The sequence below is a fragment of the Roseomonas sp. BN140053 genome, from assembly GCF_047690175.1.
Classification (GTDB): Bacteria; Pseudomonadota; Alphaproteobacteria; order Acetobacterales; family Acetobacteraceae; genus Roseomonas.
Genome location: NZ_JBLLEB010000042.1, coordinates 1 through 19,196, shown reverse-complemented (window position 1 = coordinate 19,196; position 19,196 = coordinate 1). Strand labels below are relative to the sequence as shown.

Annotated in this window: 16 protein-coding genes and 1 pseudogene; 5 read left to right on the top strand and 12 right to left on the bottom strand. The window is 66.9% G+C overall.

Features of this window, described 5'->3' with window-relative positions:
- Nucleotides 1-3 precede the first annotated feature (3 nt).
- The 10 genes from ACLIBK_RS22410 to ACLIBK_RS22365 all read right to left on the bottom strand — a co-directional run bounded on the left by ACLIBK_RS22410 (nt 4) and on the right by ACLIBK_RS22365 (nt 11,090).
- Complete coding sequence (locus tag ACLIBK_RS22410) at nt 4-1,020, bottom strand: NADPH:quinone reductase (protein ID WP_415389533.1); 1,017 nt, start codon at nt 1,018-1,020, stop codon at nt 4-6.
- Complete coding sequence (locus tag ACLIBK_RS22405; protein ID WP_415389532.1) at nt 1,017-2,003, bottom strand: alpha/beta fold hydrolase; 987 nt, start codon at nt 2,001-2,003, stop codon at nt 1,017-1,019. Before ACLIBK_RS22405 ends, ACLIBK_RS22410 begins: the two co-directional genes overlap by 4 nt.
- Before the next feature lie 171 nt (nt 2,004-2,174).
- A complete protein-coding gene (locus tag ACLIBK_RS22400) occupies nt 2,175-3,038 on the bottom strand; it encodes an alpha/beta fold hydrolase (protein ID WP_415389531.1) in 864 nt (287 codons plus the stop codon).
- 162 nt (nt 3,039-3,200) lie between these two features.
- Nucleotides 3,201-4,400 (bottom strand): LLM class flavin-dependent oxidoreductase, encoded by a 1,200-nt coding sequence (locus ACLIBK_RS22395; RefSeq protein WP_415389530.1) that lies wholly within the window; start codon nt 4,398-4,400, stop codon nt 3,201-3,203.
- Nucleotides 4,401-4,446: 46 nt separating this feature from the next.
- A complete protein-coding gene (locus ACLIBK_RS22390) occupies nt 4,447-5,220 on the bottom strand; it encodes an alpha/beta fold hydrolase (protein ID WP_415389529.1) in 774 nt (257 codons plus the stop codon).
- Between the two features lie 101 nt (nt 5,221-5,321).
- Nucleotides 5,322-6,548: an ABC transporter substrate-binding protein gene (locus tag ACLIBK_RS22385; RefSeq protein ID WP_415389528.1), complete on the bottom strand. Its 1,227-nt coding sequence runs from the start codon at nt 6,546-6,548 to the stop codon at nt 5,322-5,324.
- A gap of 46 nt (nt 6,549-6,594) precedes the next feature.
- Nucleotides 6,595-7,302, bottom strand: a complete 708-nt coding sequence (locus ACLIBK_RS22380) for an ABC transporter ATP-binding protein (protein ID WP_415389527.1) — start codon at nt 7,300-7,302, stop codon at nt 6,595-6,597.
- Nucleotides 7,303-7,307: 5 nt separating this feature from the next.
- A complete protein-coding gene (locus tag ACLIBK_RS22375; RefSeq protein WP_415389526.1) occupies nt 7,308-8,051 on the bottom strand; it encodes an ABC transporter ATP-binding protein in 744 nt (247 codons plus the stop codon).
- Entirely contained in the window at nt 8,048-9,919 is a 1,872-nt protein-coding gene (locus tag ACLIBK_RS22370) for an ABC transporter permease (protein WP_415389525.1), read from the bottom strand. Before ACLIBK_RS22370 ends, ACLIBK_RS22375 begins: the two co-directional genes overlap by 4 nt.
- A 154-nt stretch (nt 9,920-10,073) precedes the next feature.
- Complete coding sequence (locus ACLIBK_RS22365) at nt 10,074-11,090, bottom strand: Bug family tripartite tricarboxylate transporter substrate binding protein (RefSeq protein WP_415389524.1); 1,017 nt, start codon at nt 11,088-11,090, stop codon at nt 10,074-10,076.
- A gap of 596 nt (nt 11,091-11,686) precedes the next feature.
- Here ACLIBK_RS22365 and ACLIBK_RS22360 point away from each other — a divergent pair.
- Complete coding sequence (locus ACLIBK_RS22360; RefSeq protein WP_415389523.1) at nt 11,687-12,472, top strand: IclR family transcriptional regulator; 786 nt, start codon at nt 11,687-11,689, stop codon at nt 12,470-12,472.
- An 18-nt stretch (nt 12,473-12,490) separates the two neighbouring features.
- Here ACLIBK_RS22360 and ACLIBK_RS22355 read toward each other — a convergent pair.
- Nucleotides 12,491-13,331 (bottom strand): annotated as a pseudogene (locus ACLIBK_RS22355) (IS3 family transposase); the annotation flags it as partial.
- Nucleotides 13,332-13,785: 454 nt separating this feature from the next.
- Here ACLIBK_RS22355 and ACLIBK_RS22350 point away from each other — a divergent pair.
- From ACLIBK_RS22350 to ACLIBK_RS22340, 3 genes are all read left to right on the top strand, one after another.
- Complete coding sequence (locus ACLIBK_RS22350; protein ID WP_415389522.1) at nt 13,786-14,586, top strand: enoyl-CoA hydratase-related protein; 801 nt, start codon at nt 13,786-13,788, stop codon at nt 14,584-14,586.
- 79 nt (nt 14,587-14,665) lie between these two features.
- Entirely contained in the window at nt 14,666-15,880 is a 1,215-nt protein-coding gene (locus ACLIBK_RS22345; RefSeq protein ID WP_415389521.1) for a CaiB/BaiF CoA transferase family protein, read from the top strand.
- 85 nt (nt 15,881-15,965) lie between these two features.
- On the top strand, nt 15,966-16,943 hold the full coding sequence (locus ACLIBK_RS22340; RefSeq protein WP_415389520.1) for a tripartite tricarboxylate transporter substrate-binding protein: 978 nt from the start codon (nt 15,966-15,968) through the stop codon (nt 16,941-16,943).
- Between the two features lie 113 nt (nt 16,944-17,056).
- Here ACLIBK_RS22340 and ACLIBK_RS22335 read toward each other — a convergent pair whose 3' ends face one another.
- On the bottom strand, nt 17,057-17,992 hold the full coding sequence (locus ACLIBK_RS22335; protein WP_415389519.1) for a hydroxymethylglutaryl-CoA lyase: 936 nt from the start codon (nt 17,990-17,992) through the stop codon (nt 17,057-17,059).
- Between the two features lie 281 nt (nt 17,993-18,273).
- Here ACLIBK_RS22335 and ACLIBK_RS22330 point away from each other — a divergent pair, with 281 nt between their 5' ends.
- Nucleotides 18,274-18,873 carry a plasmid pRiA4b ORF-3 family protein gene (locus tag ACLIBK_RS22330; RefSeq protein WP_415389518.1) on the top strand — a complete coding sequence of 200 codons (600 nt, stop codon included), beginning with the start codon at nt 18,274-18,276 and terminating at the stop codon, nt 18,871-18,873.
- The last annotated feature ends 323 nt before the right edge of the window (nt 18,874-19,196 follow it).

Sequence of the window (19,196 nt, the reverse complement as noted above, 5' to 3'; positions counted from 1 at the left end):
TTCTTATATCGGCTGGATCAACACCCGGCCCCCAGCACCTCCGATGCCGACAGCAGCGTAAGCTTCAGCGACGCTCGCCAACGGATAGGAGACCGTGACACCGCTGGTAAGTGCACCGTCCCGCACTGCCTGAGTTATATCACGGACAGCTTGGCTCTTGGCTGCTTCCGGCATGCTGTAGACGAGGATCCAGCGCAATACAGCACCTTTGGCGAGGAGCTTCCGCATCGGGAAGCTCAGCTCTTCGTCCGCGTCCTCGGAGAAGGCGTAGATGGCGAGCGTGCCGTTCGTCTTGAGAACCTCGAGGTCCACCGAGAAGTTCGGGCCCGGCGCAACCTCGACGATACGATCCACGCCACCGCTCGGAGTAGCCCGTGCCGCATCCATGACGGAGTTCGCGAGGTTGGGCCGATGATACTCGACGACGTGGTCCGCTCCAGCCTGTCGCGCGATCTCACCCTTGGCCGGGGAGCCGACCGTGGCGATCACCCGCGCTCCACCCCATTTTGCGAACTGGACCGCAAAGCGCCCGACCGCCCCGGCCCCTCCGGCAACCAGGACCGTCTGCCCGGCTACCGAGCCGTCCGCGAAGACGCAACGATGCGCCGTCATGGCGGGCACGCCGAGGCAGGCGCCCAGATCGAAGCCGCATCCCTCCGGGAGAGCAACAACGTTCGCGCGCGGCACCACGACGTATTCGGCACTTGTGCCGAAGGCTCGCCCGTCTCGCGCAGCTTCGTACACCCAGACCCTTTGCCCGAGGAGAGCGGGCTCCACACCCGTCCCGATCCTGTCGACCACGCCCGCGCCATCGTTGTGAGGAACGATCCGCGGGTGCTCCATCCTGCCTCCGGCCCATCCGGTGACCCGCTTGACGTCGGAAGGATTCACGCCCGACGCATGGACACGGACGCGGACCTCCCCAGCCGACGGCTCCGGAATGGGCACCTCACCGATGGTGATGACCTCCCCCGGCTCGCCGTTCCGGTCGTAGAAAGCCGCGCGCATCGTGCCCGTCATCGCGCCCGCGCTGCATGCGAGAGCCACGTCAGGATGATCCCGGCGATCGCGTCGCTGTTGGATTCGAGCATCAGCATGTGTCCGTTCCCTTCGATGCCGCGGTCGCCTAGCCAGATGAATTCGGCGCGGGCGCCGTTCTGCCCGAACCACCTCGCCACGGCCTCATCCGTCCAGCGTGGATGCTCCAGGTCCGCCGTGCCGGTGAGAACCAAGATCGGCATGCCCGCGAATGCCCGTGGGTCCAAGACCCTGACCTGGGACCCATGCAGGTTCACGCGCTGCCGCACGAGACTTACCGGCGTGTGCAGGAGGGATGCCGAGTAGGTTGCCAGATGCTCACGCGGGAAGAAACGACTCTCCCCCACCAGCTTGTCTTCGACGAAGGCGCGATCATTCGGCATGAAGCCGTGCTTGGGAAGGCGGAAGCGGCGGTGCGCCGTGGCGATCTCCGTCTCTTCATCCGACTCGGACAGGATCTCCGGAACCGGCTGGATATTGCCAGGTGGGCCGGGAGCAACACCCACGACCGCCGACACACGCGCCCTATGGATCTCGGCGAGCCGCCAGGCATATGGTCCGCCCATGGAATGGGCCAGGAGAACGAGGGGTCCGTCCAGCGCCGTGAGCAAGGCGCTGAGCCCCTCCACCACGACCGCCGCGTCCAAGGCGTCGGGCGACACCGCCCCACTGCGGCCACAGCCGGGCCAGTCCGGAACGACAACGTCATAACTGTGTTGCACGAACGTCATCGCCCAGCCTGGCCGGCCATCGGCAGTGACCTGAAAGCAGCTCCCCGAATGCGAGCCGCCATGCAGCATGACCACCGTTGGACGTGACATATCACGCTGCGCTGGCCCGAAACGTTCGTAGTACACAGGCACCGAAGCCGCGACGACACCTGCCTGGTAGCGGATCGCGGCACCGTCGGGCCAGAATTGCCGTGCTTCGTTCACAGCGCTGAGCCCATCTTTGTCCTGCGACATGGTCATCCTGCCTGATCACTGTGACATGGGAGGGTGAGAAGCGCCGAGCCGAGTTGATCTTGCACCTCGCAGGGCCGGTGGCCCAGCGCGAGTGATTGCCGCAGCCTCGGAACCACCCCTGAAAGCGGGCGGCCCAAAGGGTTAGCCTTCGCCCCGCGGCTATTCGTCAGCCTAGCCCGTCGGAGCACGCGCCGCTTCGACGCCTTTGATGAAATCGACCATCAAGGGCACCACGGACCCGGGCTTCTCGATGTTGGGACAATGTCCGCAGTGGTCGAGTACATGGACCCGGGATTCAGGAATACGGGCTGCCAACTCCGGTGCGTAGCCGGGAAGCCTGAGCTGGTCCTCGGCGCCTGCGATCACCAGCGTCGGCACGTTGATCGCTTCGTATGGCGTGGTATCCGCTTTGCCGAAATCCGGACGAGGTTGTGCGGCCGGGCTCTTGAACCGGCTCGCGGCCGCGCATTCCCAAGCACCAGGGATCAGACTCAGCGCGACACGCCGGTCCACGTAGTCGTCATCGGCCGCCCACCGAGGATCGTAGAACATCGCCCGCAGAACGGCGCGCATGCTGTCCCGCGTGCAGTCGTATTCCATGAGGCGGCGGCGGTGCTCGTTGTCCGGCATGAAGCCGCCAGACGAGATCAGCGTCAGGGACAGGGCCGGAAAGCTGCTCGGGTCGGCGGCCACAGCCTGCGCCAGAACGGTGCCCCCCATGGAGTTGCCGGCATAATGCGCGGGACCGATCTTCATGATTTCCACGAAGCGCTGCATATGCCGGATACGCCGGGCGCTTCCCTGCGCGAAGTCATGCACCTTGTCGGTGCGGCCGAAGCCCAGCCAATCCGGGGCGATGACCCGGAAATGCCGGGACAGGTCATCGATGACGAATTCCCAGCTCAACTCCGCGCAGCCACCGAACTCGCCACTATGCAGCAGAACCAGATTCGGGCCGGATCCGACATCGAGGTAGTGCGTCGTGATGGCATCCACCTCAATGAAGCGGCTGATGTCCGCGAAGCTGCTTCTCATGCTCTCCTCTCGCTCCTTGCCTTTCGAACCGATGCCGCTGAGATTCGTCCGGCACCACCGGGCCTTACGTGGCTCCGATAGGGGCCACGTCCCGGTGACGCCACTCGGACGCGATCAGCCCGGGCCACCAACCTGACTGTCTTCGGCCCGAACTGTCCGTTGTCACCCAGCAGCGAGCAGTGCCTCGGCTGGGAACCCGGAGATCTGGGAATCCGGAAACTCCGCCTTTAGCCGCGGGTAGACGTGCCGCGCGAACATGCGAATGCCGTGCACGGTTTCGTCATGCTCCAGGAACCCGGCCTGGCCCATGTTCAGCAGATGGCCGAAGCCACCGACGTGACGGTGGAAGCGACTCACCTGATCGAAGACCTGGTCCGGGGTGCCCGCGAACATGATGCCGTCGGCGATGGCCTTGTCGACGGTGGCCACCTTGCGCAGGCCACCATGGGGATCACCGCCAGAGCCACCCTTGAGCATGCTGACATGCGCCGCGTTGGGAACGTAGCCCGGCGGATAGGAGAACTGCGACGGCACCTTGTTGGCCCGGATGTACCACAGCAGCTTCTCGGCGCCGGCACGCGCCTTCTCCTCCGTGTCCGCAGTGTAGACCAGCGCGGCATAAGCCAAGCGGTTCACCGGCACGTCGCTACCCATGCCAGCTTCCCGCCAGCCCTTCCGGTAGTTGTCGAAGATGGCGCGAGTGGCCTTGTAGCCGGTCAGGAAGGTGGCTTGGATGAAACCTCGAGAGCCGACCCGCATGGCGCCGCCGGGGCTCGTCGTGCTGATCCAGACGGGCGGATGCGGTTGCTGTACCGGGCGCGGCCAGATGTTCACCTGCCGGTGGTGGAAGAAGCGACCTTCGTGACTGAAGGGTCCATCATGGGTTGTCCACGCCTTGATGATGAGGTCGAGCGCTTCGGCGTGCCGCTCATTCATGCGGACCGGGTTGCTGTTGCCGGCGGACACCTCGTAGGGCACGCCGCGCACGAAGCCGACCTCGACCCGCCCGTGCGACAATACGTCGACCAGCGCCATCTCCTCGGCGACGCGGATGGGCTGGGTGCGGTTGGCGATGGGGTTCCCCAGGATCAGAAGCCGCGCCTTGGTGGTCAGCCGCGCCAGCGCCGCCAGCACCAGGGGTGCAGCGGGGTCCACGCAGGTCGCGGTCTGGTGGTGCTCGTTGAGCATGATCTCGAGGCCTTCGTCCTCGGCCGCGAGCCACTCGTCGATGTAGCGGTCATAGAGGGCCGCCCCCTTGTGCGGGTCGTAGTGCCGGTTCGGCAGCGTGACCCGGATACTGTCGTACTCGTCCTCGGGCGGCAGGTAAGGATAGGCGTTCTCGCTGAAGTGCCAGGCCTTCATGGTGCATTTCCCTTCCGATATTCGTTCTTCGGTTCGGCCTGCGCTGTCAGGCTGCCAGGAAGTTGTTCACCCTCGCCACGAAAGCGCGGGGTTGCTCGACCTGGGGTGCGTGGCCGGCCGCAGGGATGGTATCGGTCCGCGCGCCCGGGATCAGTTGGGCGTAGCGATCGAGGTAATCCGCGGAAACCAGCCCGTCGCTCTCGCCGCGCAGGAGTAGCGTGGGTACCTTCACGCGATGCAGCCGGTGCCGCAGCTTCGGATTGTGCATGTACGGCTCCCATCCTAGGAGTGTCAGCGTTTCCTGGTTGCGCACCACGATGCTGAGATCCTCCTCCGGCATCGCGCTGTAGTCGGGCGCGCTCGCGACGGGATCGTGAAACATTAATTGGGCCACTTCCTCGCGCGACAAGGCGAACAGATCGGGCAGGTCCAGCTGGTCGGGGGAGCCGGTCTTCACCCCGATAGGGCCGACGAGCACCAAGCGCCGAAAGCGCTCCGGCACCTTGGTGGCCAGTTCGGCGGCGATCCAGCCACCGATCGAGCAACCCACGACGTCCAACTTCTGCAGGCCGTAATGGTCGAGCAGCTCGAGGTAGATGTGTGCTATGTCATCCACCCTGTCGATCCAATCCGGCAGGGTGGAGCGGCCGAAGCCGGGATGCGACGGCGCGATCAGCCGCCGCGTCTCGCAGAGCATCCGGACGAAGGGTTGGTCAGGCCAGAAGCCCTGCGCACTGTGCAGGAAAAGCAGCGGCTCACCCTGCCCGCCGACGGATACCTGAATTTCGGCATCCCCGATTCGAACCACGTCCTGTTGCAATTCGCCTTCCTCCTCATGCGTTGCGGACCGGCGGCATTGCCATGCCACTATCCGGTCCGGGTGGTCGCGGTGCGGCTATCCGCCCGCGACCCTGCTGCATCTCAGCTCGGACGCGTGCCGGGATCGCGCACATTCTCGATGGTCGCGATCACCCGGTTGGTGAGCCGCCCCTCGATCTCGGCAACCTCGCGAATGTAGACGTTCATGATCGGATTGTGCGTGACAGGGTCGAAGCGGAAAGGACCGCGCGGCGCGTTGAAGCTGAGGGCCGCGACGGCCGCGGCGAGCTTGTCCTTGTCCTGCGTGTTGCCACCGGTGGCCTCCAGCGCCTTGGCGATCACCTGCGCGGTCACGTATCCGTATTCCGCCGTGACGTTGGGATACTCGTTGAAGCGGGCGCGGTAGTCGGCCACGAACTTCCGGTTTTCCGGGTTGTCCAGCGTATCGGCGTAGTGCAGGGAACTGATGACGCCCAGGGCGGCGGCCCCCTGGGCCGGCAGCGTGTCCGACTCCACCATGAAGCCGGACCCGGTAAGCTTGATCCGCTCGCGCAGCCCGTACTCGGCGTACTGCTTCACGAAGCGGATCGCGTCGGTGCCGCTGTAGAAGCTGAAGCTCGCTGGAACGTTGGAAGATTTCAGGTCCAGGAGATAGGAGCTGAAGTCGTTGGTGTTGAGCGGCGGGTAGATCTCCCGGACGACACGGCCGCCGTTGCGCACGAAGGACTGCTTGAACTCGCCCACGGTGTCCCGACCACCCGTATAGTCCGAGGCGGTCAGGATCACCTCCTTGGCGACGTTTTTGTAGAACCAGCCGCCGAACTCCGCATTGTGCTGCCATACCGAGCACGACGTGCGGAACATGTAGGGCATGCGCTCCCAGGTCAGCTGGGTGACACCCGCGCCGGAGCACAACCAGAAGGCCCGGCTCTGCTTCATGTAGCCGACCATCGCCATGGCGATGTTGCTGAGCTGGGGACCGCAAACGAAATCCACGCGGTCGCTCTCCACCAGCTTCTTCAGCTTCTGCAGTCCGACTTGTGGGTTCATATCGTCGTCCTCGCGAACGAACTCGATCCGGCGCCCGCCCGCCTGCCAGCCGATCTGCTCGAAGAAGAGGGTCATGGCGTTCACGTTGGCCACCCCGACCACCGCGCCGCTCTTGCTGAAGCTGTTCAGCATGCCGACGCGGACCGGTGCGGTCGTCTGTGCCAGCACGGCCGGCGCCCTGACGCCGGCGCCGAGCACGAGCCCACCGGCGAGGCTCGCCCGCAGCACGCCGCGGCGGGACGTGCCACTCGTTCCCACGCCACCATTGTTTCCGTTCATGGTCGCTCCTCCCTCCCTGCCGCGCCGATCTTGCTGGCGGGCGGCGTCAAATGCTGAGATGTGCCGTCAGGATAGCGTCGTCGCGCTCGATCTCGGCAGTCGTTGCCGTGGCGCGGATCTGCCCCTTGCTCATGACGTGGTGGCGGTCGGCCAGAGCCAGCGCGGCGCCGAGATTCTGTTCGACCAGCAGGATCGCCAGGCCTTCGCTACGCAGCCCCCGGATGACGTTCACGATCTCCTCCACGATCATCGGCGCCAAGCCTTCCGAGGGCTCGTCGAGCAGGAGGATGCTGGGGTTGAGCATGAGCGCCCGGGCAATGGAGAGCATCTGCTGCTCGCCCCCCGACAGTTCCGAGCCGAGGTTCCGCTCGCGCTCCCTCAGGCGGGGAAAGAGCGCGTAGACCGCTGGCAAATTCCAACGCCGCTCGGCCGCGCGCCGCCGCTCGGTCCGGACGGCGACCGTCAGGTTCTCACGCACCGTCAGGCTCGGAAAGATGCCGCGCTCCTGCGGTACGTAGCCGAAGCCCAGCCGCGCCACGGCGTGCGGCCGCAGCCCGCCGATTTCCCGGCCGCCGTAGGCGATGCGGCCCGGGCGCGGCCGGAGATAGCCCATCAGCGCCAGCATCGTCGTGGTCTTGCCCGCGCCGTTCCGGCCCAGCAAGGACACGATCTCCCCCGGGGATACGGAGAAGGACAGCCCGTGGAGCACATGGCTCTCGCCGTAGAAGGCGTTGAGGTTCTCGACTTCCAGCATGGCGTTCAGTGCCGCCCCAGGTACACGTCGTGGACGCGCTGGTTGCGCCGCAGCCCCTCCGGCGTGTCGGTCGCCAGTACCTCGCCGTAGTGCAGCACGGTGATGCGGTCGGCGATGCTGAACACCACCTCCATGTCGTGCTCGATCATCAGCAGGGTCAGGCTGCGCGGCAGGTCGGCGATCAGGCCGATCATGCGACGGGTCTCGGCGGGCGACATGCCGGATGTCGGCTCGTCCAGCAGGAGCACGTCCGGGTCGCTCGCCAGCGCCACGGCGATCTCCAGCTGCCGCTGCTCGCCGTAGGAGAGTGCGTGCACGGGGCAATGGACGTCACGGGTGAGATGGACGGAGGCGAGCACTTCCTCCGCCCGGTGGCGCAGCGCCCCGAGGTCACGGACCTGCGCGAAGGGGTTCCAGGGACGGCCGTGCCGCGCCTGCACGGCGAGGCGGACGTTCTCCACCGCCGAGAGGTTGCGAAACAGGTTGTTCTTCTGGAATGTGCGCGCCAGTCCCAGGGCGCAGATGCGCTCAGGTGGAGAGCCGGTGACGTCCTGGCCCTTGAGGAAGATCCGGCCGGAGGATGGTGCCAGTTGCCCGCCGAGCTGGTTGACCAGGCTGGTTTTGCCGGCGCCGTTGGGGCCGATCACGACGTGGCGCTCGCCGGGCTGCAGGGCAAGATCCACGTCATTGGTCACCACCAGTGATCCGAAGGAGCGCCGCAGGCGCTCGGTGCGCAGGATCGGCGTCATGACACCGCCTTGCGCCGGAAGGGCATGCGGATCGGCGAGAGCTGGCTGAGCGAGCCGTAGATGCCGTCGCGGAAGAACAGGACGCAGGCGACAAACAGTAGGCCGACGATCAGCATCCAGTGCTCCGAATGGGAGCTGACGAAGTTCTTGGCCAGCAGGAAGAACGCTGTGCCGACAATCGGGCCGAGGCTGGTTCCCATGCCGCCCAGCACCACCATGATCATGACGTCGCCCGAGGCACCCCAGGTCAGCGCATCGGGGGAGATGAAGCCGTTGAAGATGGCGTAGATGCCGCCGGCGAGCCCGGCGAGCGCGCCGCCTACCGTGAAGCTGGCGAGCTTGAAGGCGGTCACGGGATAGCCGATGGCACGCATCCGCGCCTCGTTCTCGCGGATACCGACCAGCACGTGGCCGAGGGGCGAACCGGCGATGCGCCGCATGACCCAGAAGCCCAGCGCGAGTGTGGCCGCGGTGAGGTAGTAGGTCGGCACGGCACCGGAGAGGGTCCAGCCCAGGATCTCCGGCGAGGGGATTCCGCCGATGCCATCGGTCCCACCCGTCACCTCGCGCCAGCGCAGGGCCAGGGAGTAGAGCAATTGCGAGAAGGCCATGGTCAGCATGAGGAAGGCGATGCCGCTGACCTTGGTGCAGAAGTAGCCGATGACCGCTGCCCCCAGTGTGGCGACCAGGACGCCGACGAGCACGCCCGGCAGCGGGTCCAGCCCGAAGGTGAGGTTCAGGATGATGACGGCGTAGGCACCCAGTGCGAAGAAGGTCGCGTGGCCGAAGGAAATCAGGCCTGTATAGCCGATCAGCAGGTCCAGGCTGAGCGCGAAGACGGAGAAGATGAAGACCTCGCTGAACAGGGCCAGCGCGTAGTTATCGAAGAGGGCAGGCAGCACCAGCAGCGCCACTGCGCCGAGGCCGCCCAGCAGCCGCCGCTCGCCCCGCCCGAGTGGGCGGCGTGCGGGCGCGGCCGGCTTGTCCACCCAGGCCGGCGCGCCGGCTGGCTTGCGCAGCCCGAACAGTCCCTGGGGCCGCCACAGCAGCACGGCAATCATCAGCAGGTAGATCAGGAAGAGCTGCAGGTCGGGCAGGTAGACGCGGCCCAGCGTGTCGGCTTGGCCGACCAGCAGGCTACCCACCAGCGCACCGCGCAGGCTGCCCATCCCGCCGATCACGATCACGATGAAGGCAGGGATCAGGATGCCGACATCCATCCCCAGGGAAAGGCCGAGAACCGGGCCCGCCACCACCCCCGCCAGGGCGGCCATTCCCGCGCCCATAGCGAAGACGCTGGTGAACAGCAACGACACGTTGATGCCCAGCCCCTCGGCCGTGGCGCTGTCGTCCACGCCCGCGCGGACCATGGCGCCGAGGCGGCTGCGGTCCAGGAGCGCCCAGAGCGCTGCTGCGAGTAGCAGGCCGAAGCCGATGATGAAGAGCCGATAGCTCGGGATCAGGCCGCCCAGCACCTCGACACTGCTCTCAAACAGCCCTGGAGGCGGCAGTGCATGGTTGTCGCGCCCCCAAATGGTCTGGACGAGGTCCGAGAAGACGAAGGTGAAGCCGAAGGTCAGCAGCACCTGGTCCAGGTGGCCGCGGCGGTAGAGGGGCCGCAGGCAGGCGATCTCGATCGCGGCGCCAGCCACTGCCGACGGGATCCAGGCGAGCAGCAGGGCCCACCAGAAGCTGCCGGTGACGTTGTACAAGGTCAGCCCGACATAAGCCCCCAGCATGAAGAATGAGCCGTGCACCAGGCTGACGACGTTCATCAGACCGACGATCATGGACAGCCCGGCGGCGGTCAGGAACAGCAACACGCCGTAAACGAGGCCGTTGAGGACGAAGGAGAGCAGAAGGTCCATCGTCAGTTCCCTGCCTGATTTTCGTCGGGCGCCTGCACGGTGCCGGAGTTGGTGACACCAATTCGCGCCGCTAGGTCACTGGTCTGCCGGCGCGCCGTCCCGGTCCGGGTCATGAGGATGTCGGGCCGCCTCGGCAGATCATGGTGCGAGGCTCTCATTCCATGCGGATCCCGCGCTCGGCCAGGAAGCTGCCCCAGCGTTCAGCCTGCTCACGATGGAAGTCAGTGAATGCCGCCGTGTTGAGCGGCCGCGGCTCAAAGCCGATCTGGCGCAGCCGGGCAGCCGTCTCGGGCTCCTGCACGATCGCGACGAGCAGGTTACTCAGCCGGTCGCGCAAGGCGGGTGGAATACCGGCAGGGCCGTAAACCCCAATCCAACTTGACAGCACGACATCGCCTAGCCGCTGCTCTACCATGGTAGGCACTGCTGGCAGGCGCGGTACGCGCTCGGGGCTGAGGACGGCCAGTGCCCGGAACTCGCCACTCTCGATATAGGGCATCGTCACGGGAAGTACTTCGAACATCACGTCCAGGTCGCCGGCCAGCAACGACATCAAGGAGGCTGGCCCACCACGCGAGGGAACGTGGATCATCTGTATGCCGGTCTGCTGCGAGAACAACTCCGACACCAGTTGGTGGATTGAGCCGACGCCGACGGAGCCGTAGCTCACCCCGCCGGGCTTGCTCTTCGCGTAGGCAACGAACTCCTCGACGGAATGCACCGGCAGCTTGCGGTTCACCACCATGACGATGGGGTAGTCGGCGGCCAGTGCCAGGGGTGTGAAGTCGGTCAACGGCGCGAGCTTGGCGCCAGGGTTGACGGCGGGGACGAGCACCACGCTGGAAAGGCCCGCGACCATGAGGGTGTGGCCATCCGGCGGGGCGGCTGCGACCTCGCGCATGGCGATGATGCCGGTGGCGCCTGCCTTGTTCTCCGCCACCACAGGGGCGTTGGCCAGCCGCGCCGACAGACGCTCGGCCAGCAACCGGGCCATGGTATCGGTAATGCCGCCCGGCGCAAAAGGTATCAGGATGCGGATCGGTCGCGAGGGGAAACGCTCTTCTGCGCGCACGGTAACGACGCGTGCAAAAGCTGCGGCGGCACCTCCCATCAAAACAGTTCGGCGCTTCACCACGCGGTGCGACGATCGCTCCTCGCTGGCCACTTCCATGCCCTCCCCCTTCGCCCTTCTATTGTTCTTCGCCGTTCCCGATCTCGCTTCGACGCCGTTGAGCCGCATCGTCCGGCCTATCGTGCCGTGCTGATGCTCTGGGCGCCGCGTGTCACTGCCGCGTCGCGTCTCGTGAGCGCCACGGGATCGGCCGGCTACCGGCTTTGCAGCGTCGGATGATCAGGTCTGGCTGAGGCAGGTCGGAGAGAGGCGAAGCGCCAGTTTCCCTGACCCCATGGCCCGGTGGATGGGGCAGAGCAGCTCGACATCTGGAAACCTGGGCGAGGCGGCAAGTGCACCGGGACCACACTATGGCAAGCTGAGACGTAAGTTGCTCGCTGCTGCCGTGCCGAGGTGAGAAGCGGCGCTGAGTGTACGCTTGATTGAAGACCAACGGGCGGGCCTGCTTTGCGCGCACGGCGACGCATGTCGTTTTCCTCCCTTTGCCTGCTCCACTCTTGGGAGCTTGGCGGATCAGGGTCTTGCCCCGTCCTTTCGGCGGAGCATCACACCATCAGAGAAAGGAGAACAAGGTTTTCTTGCAGATGCAAGATGATTCCACATATGTGAAATCCAGAGATCTGGGAGCTGGATCGATGTCGCGCGAGCCTGCAGTCAAATCGGCCACCCGTGTGTTCGAGATCCTCGAGCAGTTCCGCGAAGCACGGCGGCCGCTCTGTCTGAGCGATATAGCTGAGAAAGGGCGGTACCCAATCTCGTCGACCGCAGCGCTCCTGAAGAGCATGACTTCGCAGGGATACCTGAGCTTCGGAGCTAGTAGCCGCACCTACATGCCGACCGTCCGGCTGCAGAACCTAGTGAGCTGGGTTTCCACAGTGTCCTGGGAGCGAGGGCCTGTGCTGGAAGCCATGGAGGAACTGCGGGAGTCCACTGGGGAGCTCGTCGTCCTCGCAACCATCAACGACGTGCATGCGGAGTACGTGGAGGCCTGCCGGTCAACTCAGGCAGTGCAGCTGTGGAGCCCACCGGGCACCAAGCGCCCACTGGTGCAGTCGGGACCCGGCTGGATGCTGCTGTCCCGCCTACCTCCACGTCTCATTGAGAAGGTGTACCGACGCACGGTAGCCCTGAGCGAGATCTCAGAGGTGGAGTTCCCTCTGGACGCCCTCCAAGTGCGCGTCGATGCCTGCCGGATGGCAGGTAGCGTGTTTGCCAGCGATACGGACTTCGTGCGCAGCACTGTCCATCGTGGTGGGGGTATGATCTCCATGCTTGTTCCTGAGGCGCCGGGCCAACGCCCCCTCGCCATTGGTGTCGGCGGCCCTCGCGAACGGCTAGCCGCCCATCAGGAAGAGATCACTGCGGCTTTGGACCGCACAGTACGTCATCTCGAGCGAGCAGCGGGGGCACTCTCTCTTTAGCCCACGATGTGTGAGCTGCTGCCGGTTTGCCGCGACGCCAGATCGCCATCATCAGCGCGTCCGCCACCAGCTGGGCCGCCATCGTGGCGCTCATGGACCAGCCGACCACACGGCGGGAGAACAGGTCGATGACGGCCGCCACGTAGAGCCACCCCTCGGCCGTCCACAGATAGGTGAAGTCGGCGATCCACTTCTGGTTCGGCGCCGTGGCCTCGAACTGCCGGTTCAGCACGTTGTCGGCTGCCTCGCTCCGAGTGCCCTTGTCCGAGGGCAGGCCCCTGCGGCGTGGCCGCGCCTGCAAGCCCTGCTCGCGCATCAAGCGCTCAACGCGATGCAGTCCGCACGCCCCACCCCCGGCCAGCACGTCGTGCCACACCCGTCGGGCGCCGTAGGTCCGGTCGCTGCCGACGAAGCTGGCCTTGATCTGCGGGCCGAGAACTTCATCGCTGCGCGCCCGGGCACTGGGCGACCGGATGAGCCAGGCATGAAACCCACTGCGCGAAACACCGAGCGCCTCGCAGAGCCACCGCACCGGCCAGATCCCTCGATGCTTCGCGACGAAGCCGAACTTCACTGCGACTCCCTCGCGAAGTAGGCCGCGGCTTTTTTGAATGTCGCGCTCCGCTTTGAGCTTGGCGACATCACGTCGCAGCCGGTCGATCTCGTGCTGCTCAGGCCTGAGCTGGCCCTGACCGGGAAACGCTTGGTCAGGATCGGAGGTGAGCTCATTGGTCCATCGCCGCAGGACGTTCTCGCCTACATCCAGGTCTCGACTGGCTTGTGCCACCGAAACCCCGCGTTCCCTGACCGGCCGGACTGCCTCCAGCTTGAACTCCCGGCCGAACTGTCGCCACCCCATTTGCACCCTCCGATCCCGCGAAACACCCTAACCTCGGTGTCCACCAAATCGGCAGCAGCTCACGTAGCCCTCAAGCACTTGAGCATCGATGATCTGCCTGTGTGCCTCACGCCCGATCCGCATTGGCCGGACGCAGCGCGTCATACGATGAAGGGTTCTCGACGTTTCGTCGCAGCGAGACGGAGCGGCTTTGCGGCGTGACTCGCAGTGCCGGCGTGTCGACTCAGTGCCTGGCCGCACCTTCGAGCCCCGAACGCGGTGCTCCGCGCGGCCCAATCGCCCTAGCACATCTCTTCCAGCCATCTCCATGACGTTGCTGCCCGAACCCGCGCCTGTTTACCCCGGCCACCCCGCCCCGGTACACGTTCACGGACAGAGTGGGTGAGCTCCGCTCGCGTGGGGCGACGCCGTGACGTCACTCCGCCGAAGGTTGGGCAGCAAGGGAGGTGGCACCATGAGCAATTATGAAGGCCTGCGGCGACTGCTGGTGGAGGAGCCCGAGGCGGGGCTGCTGATCGTGCGCTTCAACCGCCCTGAAGCGCGCAACGCCATCGACACTGCCACCATGGAGGATCTTCGCCGCGTCTTCGGCCCCCTCGCCTTCACCCCCGGTGACCTGCGCTGCATCGTGCTGACGGGAACGGGCGACAAGGCCTTTTCCGCCGGTGGCGACCTGAAGGAGCGCCAGGGCATGAGCGACGAGGACTGGCGCCTGCAGCACGCCATAGCGGAGGAAAGCGCCTACGCCATCCTCAACAGCGCCGTGCCGGTGATCGCCGCCGTGAATGGCGCGGCCTTCGGCGGCGGCTGCGAGCTGGCCCTGTGCTGCGACTTCCTCTACGCCTCGCGCACCGCCACCTTCGCGCTGCCGGAGGTGACGCGCGGCATCATGCCGGGCGCCGGCGGGACGCAGAACCTGCCGCGCGCGATCGGCGAGCGCCGCGCCAAGGAGCTGCTGTTGACCGGCCGTCCCTTCACTGCCGAGCAGGCGGAGCGCTGGGGCATGGTCAACGCGGTCTGCGAGCCGGAGGAGCTGATGCCGCGCGTGCTGGAGGTGGCACGCAGCATCAGCGCCAACGCGCCCATCTCCGTGCGACAGATCAAGAAGGCCGTGCACCAGGGGCTGCAGACCGACCTCACCACCGGGCTGCTCTTGGAAGTGCAGGCCTATGAACGTACCATCCCCACCGAGGATCGGCACGAAGGTGTGCGCGCCTTCAACGAGAAGCGCCGCCCGGTATTCCGAGGACGGTGAGGGAGCGAAGCAGCATGGTCGGCCATCCCCGCAGCCACGGCACCTCGACCGTTGGGCCAGTCCCGCGGGTGCCGCGGCGATGAGTGATCCTGCCCGGCCCGGCCCGCTGGCCGGCGTGCGCGTGGTGGAACTGGGCCAGTACGGCGCCGCCCCCCTGGCCGCCATGATCCTGGGCGATTACGGCGCCGAGGTCGTGAAGGTGGAGCCGCCGGGGGGCGACCGCTACCGCTCCATGCCGCCCGTCCGGGAGGGCGAATCCCTCTACTTCATGGGGGTGAACCGCAACAAGCGCGGGGTGGTGCTCGACCTGAAGAGCCGGGCCGGCAAGGCCGCCCTGCATCGCCTGCTGGACGGGGCGGACGTGCTGATCGAGAATTTCCGGCCCGGCGTGATGGACCGGCTGGACCTGTCGATCGCCGGACTGCTCGATCGGCACCCGCGTCTGGTGGCCTGTTCCATCTCCGGCTACGGCCAGGATGGGCCGCTGCGCGACGAGGGGGCCTACGACCTGATCGTGCAGGGTTGGTCGGGCATGATGGCCGCCACCGGCGAGGCGGAAGGGGCACCGGTGAAGCTGGTACCGGCCGTGCCGGACGTGCTCGCGGCCCAGCAGGCGGCCTTCGCGGTGACGGCGGCGCTGCGCGCGCGCGACGCCACCGGGCGCGGCCAGCACGTGGACGTCGCGCTGTTCGACGTCGCCCTCTTCGCCCATACGCTGATCTACCTGCCCATGCTGTTCGGCACCGGCGAGCCGCCCCGCCGCCTCGGCTCGGCGCATCCGGAATTCGTGCCCAACCGCGCGTTCCGCGCCGGCGACGGCGGCTGGATCAGCAGTGGCGCCAGCGACCAGGGGATGTGGCGCGCCTTCTGCACCGCACTCGGTCGGCCGGAACTCGCCGACGATCCGCTCTTTGCCACCAACAGGGACCGCCTCGCGAACGTCGCGGCCCTGGACGCGCTGCTGGACGCGGTCTTCGCCACCCGCCCGCGCGATGAGTGGATGGCGGCGCTGCGCGCTTACAGCGTGCCGGCGAGCCCGATCTGCACCTTGGCGGAAGCGATCGACAGCCCGCAGGCCCGACACCGCGCCATGCGGCTCAGCCAGCCGCATCCCACCTTGGGGGAGGTGGAAACGGTCGGCCTGCCCGCCAAGCTCAGCGGCACCCCCGGCAGCCTGCGCCGGCACGCGCCGCGGCTGGGCGAGCACACGCGCGAGGTGCTGCTGGAGGCAGGCTGCTCCGAGGCGGAGATCGTGGCCCTGGAAGCGGAACAGCCGGTTCGCCGGCGCGAATAGCGACGTGGCCCAAAGGTCGCGCACAACGAAATCACCGGGAAGCAACCCGGAAGTGACCAGCCGACATTCCGGGAGGAGGAAACGGATGAAACGCTTGCTGATGGCCCTCGGCGCGCTGTGGCTGCTGGTGCAGCCCGGTTCCGCCAGCGCCGCCTATCCCGACCGCGCCATCACCGTGGTGCTGCCCTTGGCCGCGGGCGGCCCGGCCGATGCCGTGGCCCGCGTGCTGGGGGAGGCGATGTCGCGCGACCTCGGCCGCCCCATCGTGATCCAGAACATCACCGGGGCGGGAGGCACGATCGGCATAGCCACCGCGGCGCGGGCCGCGCCGGACGGCTACACGCTGCTGTTGCACCACATCGCCCTGGCTACCACGGCCAGCCTGTACCGCCAGCTCCCCTACGACCCGCGGGGCGCCTTCGCGCCGGTCGGCCTCATCACCGAGCTGCCCCTGGCAGTTTTCGCCCGCCAGAACCTCGGCGCTGACGATCCGCGCGGGCTCATCGAGCTGCTGCGCACGCGCACCCCGCCCCTTTCCATGGCCAATGCCGGCCTGGGCTCCGCCTCACATCTCTGCGGGCTGCTGCTGCTCGACCGGCTGCCAGGCGCCCGGATCGCGGAGGTCGGCTATCGCGGCACGGCGCCGGCCATGAACGACGTGGTGAGCGGGCAGGTGGACCTGCTCTGCGACAGCCCGACGCGCGGCACGGTGGGGCTGGTCGAGACCGGCCGGGTGCGGCCGATCTTCGCCGTGGGCCGCGAGCGGTTGTCGATCCTGCCCGACACGCCCAGCACCGCGGAGATCGGGGTGCAGGGCTTCGATCTCGGGATCTGGCACGCCCTGCAGGCGCCCCGTGGCACGCCGGAGCCGGTGATCGCGCGGCTGGTCACCGCGCTGCAGGCGGGATTGCGCGACGAGCAGGTGGTCGCGCGCCTGGCCGACATGGGCACCCGCCCCTTCCCGCCGGAACAGGTGACGCCCGAGGCGGTGCGCACCCTGGTGGATAGCGAGATCACGCGCTGGGGCAACATCATCCGCGCAGCCGGCATTCAGCCCGAATAGTCCCCGCTCGCTCCCGGGCACCGCCCTACGCCCGCTGCCGCGCTGCCGCCTGTCCGGCATCGTGGCAGCAAGAATACGAACAGCCGCTCCGCGGGCGCGGTCCGCAACCGCCCCTAGTCGAGCTTGACTGCGGCTGTTCCGACGGCGTGCCGCTCGCTCGCCTTGCCGGCCTTGAGCACCATGCCCGGCAGCGTGCGCCCCACCATCTCCTGCGCCATCCCGGCCGCCGCGAGCAGGGCGTCGAGGTCCAGCCCGGTCTCAATCCCCATCTCGTGCAGCATGTGCACCAGGTCCTCCGTGCACACGTTGCCCACGGCCCGCGGCGCGAAGGGGCAGCCGCCCAGGCCGCCGACGGAAGCCTCGAAATCGGTGACCCCCACCTCCAGCCCGGCCAGGGCATTGGCGATCCCCAGCCCGCGGGTGTTGTGCAGATGCAGCCCGATCCGCGCGCCCGGCCAACGCCCGCGCAGGTGCTCCACCAGCCGACGCACCGCGGCGGGATTGGCCATGCCCGTGGTGTCGGCGAGGTAGATCACGGGTGCGCCGAGCTCGAGGAGCTGCGCGAAGAGCCGGTCCACCCGCGCCGGGTCCACCGGCCCCTCGTAGGGGCAACCGAAGGCCGTGGCGACCACGCCGGCGATCCGGCTCGCCGTGCCCGCCGCGACGCGGGCGATCTCGTCCAGCGCGCGCATGCCCTGTTCCGTGCTCATGCGGATATTGAGGCTGTTGAAGCTGTCACTGACCGCAATGCCGCATTTCAGGTCATCCACGCCGGCCGCCACGGCGCGCTCGGCGCCGCGTGCGTTCGGCACGAAGGCGGCGTAGCGGACCCCGGGGCGCCGCGGCAGGGCGGCGAGCACGGCTTCGGCATCGGTGAATTGCGGGATGACCTTGGGATGAACGAACCCCGTCACCTCGATTCGGCTCAGCCCGGCGTCGGCCAGGGCGCCGGCGAGCGCGACCTTAGCATCCGTCGGCAGGAAGCTCGGCTCGATCTGCAAGCCGTCTCGTAGGGAAACCTCGCTCATGGTAACACGCTTCGGCTCCATAGCCATTCTCCTCCGCGCGGGTGCGAGCAAGCTCGCCGGGTTCATCCACCTCAATCTCATACCTTCAGGCTGCGGTTGATCGCCATGGCCCTTCGTGAAACCGGAGGCGGTATCGCTGCTGTCAGTCATTGGTCACTCCGCCGAGCGGTTGATGGTCAGGAACGCGCCAGGGCTTGCCCGCCCGGAGCGTCCCGATCCACAACCTCGGCCACGGCCACCGGGCTGGATGAACTGCTGCCCCGGAACTGGGTGCGAACCATGGAGCGACGAAAGGCGGCGGCATGACCAGCAACAGCATCGCCCGGCTCAAGATCACCCTTGACGAGGTCAAGCCCACGGTCCTGCGCCGGGTCGAAGTGCCGCTGACGATCCGGCTCGATCGCCTGCACCTCGTGCTCCAGGCCGCCATGGGCTGGACCAACAGCCATCTCTACGAAATCCGGGCCCGCGATGTGGGCTGGGGCATTCCCGACCCGGACTGGGGCGAAGGCCCCCTCGATGCCCGCAAGGCACGCCTGCTGAACGTCGTCGAGGAGACCGGCGCGAAGACCCTGCGATACCTCTACGACTTCGGAGACGGTTGGGACCACGCAGTCAAGATTGAGCGCATCACGGACGGCGTACCCAGCCTGACATATCCGCTCCTGATCGACGCCGTGGGGCGCTGCCCGCCCGAGGATGTTGGCGGCCCATGGGGCTATGCCGAGTTCCTTGAGGCCGTCGCCGATCCGCAGCACGAGAACCATGCCGAGATGATCGAATGGGCTGGCGGGCCGTTCGACCCCAGCACAGTCAATATTGCTGATCATGCCAAGGCTGTCGCAACGCTGGCCAAGGCATGGTCACGCAAGCCAGCCGTCAAGCGTAAACCTGCAATTTGACCCGCGGCCCTCAGCAGATGGGTACAGACCGACCACCTGCTGTACGTCATCGTCTCCTTGCGTCGAAAAGACCGAACGCCATGGCCTGCCTCACTGGTCCGAGCCAGAAGCAATCGTTTGAGCAGGCCGAGGCTACGCGCCAGCGCGTTTCGATCGAGCACAAATCGGATGGGTAAATGAGGGCGGGTACTGCCCTCTGTTTGGAGTGCGCCCCTCCTGGTGGACGGCTTGGGCGAAATGGATTGACCTCTCTGGCTGGGCTTCCGGAGGATGGAAGTCATGGCACGGCACCGTTCCCACAGTGTCGCATTCAAGCGGCAGGT